Origin of the sequence: Streptomyces sp. SID3212 (assembly GCF_009865405.1) — a bacterium.
Taxonomy (GTDB): Bacteria; Actinomycetota; Actinomycetes; order Streptomycetales; family Streptomycetaceae; genus Streptomyces.
Window position 1 is genome coordinate 1 of the sequence record NZ_WWJY01001085.1, and the last position, 2,628, is coordinate 2,628.

A 2,628-nucleotide genomic window follows, 5' to 3' on the forward strand; every position below is an offset into this window, starting at 1 on the left:
GAGGCGATCGCCTCCATGCAGCCGCGCTGGCCGCAGCCGCACTCGGGCCCGTCGGGGCGGACGACGACGTGGCCGATCTCGCCCGCGTATCCGTGCGCCCCGGCCTCGATGGTGCCTTCGATGCCGATCGCGCCGGCGATGCCGGTGCCCAGCCCCACGAAGAAGAACCGGTCGGCGCCCTTGCCCGCGCCCAGCCGCCCCTCGGCGAGACCGCCGGTGCGTACGTCGTGGCCGAGCGCGACCGGTACGCCCCCGAGGCGCTTGCCGAGCAGATCGCGCAGCGGTACGTCCCGCCAGCCGAGGTTCGCGGCGTACACGGCGGTTCCGCTTTCGGCGTCCACGATGCCGGGGACGGCGACCCCGGCCGCCACGGCGCTCCCGCCGAAGTGCTCGACGCCGTACGCGCGAAGGTCGGCGGCGAAGTCGAGAATGGTCCCGACGACCGCGTCGGGGCCGCGCTCCCGGTCGGTGGCCCGCCGCGCCTCGTACAACAGCGCGCCGTCCGCCCCGACCAGGGCGGCTTTCATACCGGTGCCGCCCACATCGAGGGCGATGACGTGTCTCACAAGAACAGTCTCGCGCGTAGACCCTTGAAAGGTCTAGTCCACTGGCCTGGATTGTTGCGTGTCCATACAAACGCCTGACGGCGTCCCGGCCTTGAGAGATGCCCGGTTGAGACGTTGCCGAAGCGAAACCCCGCAGTTGTGGACCTTAAACCTCCGGATAGGGGAAAATCACTGCCTTGTAACAGGGCGCCACAGGGGACCGACTGGGACCTTACGTACACCGGAAGAACAAGGGTGGGGACAGAGCTGTGCAGCAGCGCTACCTGGCAGTGACCGCGGCGATAGCCGCGATGGGCATGACAATGGCGCTGGCGGGTTGCGGTGCCACCGGGTCGTCGGGCGACGTCACCCTCAAACTCGTCGCGGCCGACTACGGGAACAGCCCGGCCAACAGCTCCGAGAAGTACTGGTCCGCGCTGGCCAAGGACTTCGAGACCAAGAACCCCGGGATCAAGATCGACGTCGACGTCCGCTCGTGGAAGACGGTCGACGCGGACGTCGCGTCGATGGTCAAGCGGGGGGAGGCCCCCGACATCGCGCAGATCGGCGCCTACGCCGACTACGTGAAGCAGGACGCGCTCTACAGCGCCGACGAACTCCTCAACATCCCCACCCAGGCGAACTTCCTGACGCAGCTGTCCGACGCGGGGAAGGTCAACCGCGTCCAGTACGGGCTGCCGTTCGTCGCGTCCACGCGGCTGCTGTTCTACAACGAGAAGCTGTTCAACGAGGCCGGTCTGAGCGCTCCGAAGACGTGGGCCGACATCGAGGCGGACTCCAAGGCGCTGAAGGAGAAGGGCGTCACCACGCCGTTCGCGCTGCCGCTGGGGACCGAGGAGGCGCAGGCCGAGACGATGATGTGGCTGCTGAGCGGCGGGGGCGGCTACACGGAGACCGCGGACGACTCGTACAGCATCGACTCGGCGCAGAACGTGGCCACCTTCAGGTGGCTCCAGAAGAACATGGTCGAGGCCGGGCTGACCGGGCCCGTGGCACCGGAGAAGCTGGACCGCGCCGCCGCGTTCACGGCGTTCAACGCGGGCAAGGTCGGCATGCTGAACGGCCACCCGACGCTGATGCAGGAGGCCGAGAAGGCCGGCGTCAAGGTCGGGATGGTGCCGCTGCCGGGCATCAACGGCACGTCCAAGTCCTCGATGGGTGTCGCCGACTGGATGATGGCGTTCAAGCAGCCCGGCCACCGCGAGGCGGCGGGCAAGTTCCTGGACTTCGTGTTCAGCGACAAGAACGTGCTGGACTTCGTGGGCCAGTACGACCTGCTGCCCGTCACCTACAGCGCGAACGAGGCGATGGCCGCGGATCCGGAGTACGCGGACCTGAGCAAGTTCCAGGAGGCGCTGCCGACGTCGCAACTGCCGCCCGTCGGCAAGACGTCGTGGGCGAAGGTCAGCGAGAGCATCAAGAAGAACATCGGCAAGGCCGTCGAGCCGGGCGTGAACCCGTCGACGGTGCTGGGGGAGATCGCGCGGGACGCGGTCACGGCGGAAGCCGCGGAGTAGCGTGCCGGATCCCGAACCCGAAGAGCCCGCGCCGCCGCCGGCGCCGCCCGCGTCCGATCTTTCCGAACGGGACAGGGCGGTGCTGGCGATGGAGCGACGCGGGTGGCCGGGGCCTGGCGCGAAGGAGCGCGCGATCCGGGAGAACCTGGGTCTCTCGCCGACCCGGTACTACCAGGTCCTGGGCGCCCTGCTGGACGACCCCCGGGCCCTGGCCCACGACCCGGTAACGGTGAACCGCCTACGCCGAGTCAGGGCCGCCCGCCGGGAGCGCCGTTGAGGTCCCCCTCGGCCCGGCGACCGGTCGCGCTCACGGATGTCCTCAATCGCCGGACGGGCTTGATTTCGCCCTCGGCCCGGTGCGCGGGCGCGGCTTACTGACGTCCTCAAGCGCCGGACGGGCTGGATGGGTGCCCCCGGTCCGGTGGGCGGGTGCGGGTCAAGGATGTCCTCAAGCGCCGGACGGGCTGGGGGTGGCCCCGCCGCCTTCCAAGACCGGAGCGGGCCGGGTTGTTTTGACGCGGGCCTGGAAGGGGGACGGGCAGGGG

3 protein-coding genes are annotated in these 2,628 nt (G+C 69.7%); 2 read left to right on the plus strand and 1 reads right to left on the minus strand.

The annotated features are described in order from the left end of the window. Nucleotides 1–566, minus strand: a 566-nt coding sequence (locus GT042_RS32325; RefSeq protein ID WP_161312249.1) for an ROK family protein, incomplete at its 3' end; no start/stop codon positions are given. A gap of 290 nt (nt 567–856) precedes the next feature. On the opposite strand from GT042_RS32325, the gene GT042_RS32330 reads away from it, so the two are divergent. Beyond that, the gene (locus tag GT042_RS32330; protein WP_161312251.1) at nt 857–2,083 is read left to right on the plus strand and encodes an extracellular solute-binding protein; all 1,227 of its coding nucleotides are present in this window, start codon (nt 857–859) and stop codon (nt 2,081–2,083) included. A gap of 1 nt (nt 2,084) precedes the next feature. Further along, entirely contained in the window at nt 2,085–2,360 is a 276-nt protein-coding gene (locus tag GT042_RS32335) for a DUF3263 domain-containing protein (protein WP_161312250.1), read from the plus strand. Nucleotides 2,361–2,628 lie beyond the last annotated feature (268 nt).

Bases quoted from the DNA above. Each gene is read 5' to 3' on its own strand.
- GT042_RS32330 (WP_161312251.1), top strand. From the start codon at position 857: ATGGGCATGACAATGGCGCTGGCGGGTTGCGGTGCCACCGGGTCGTCG.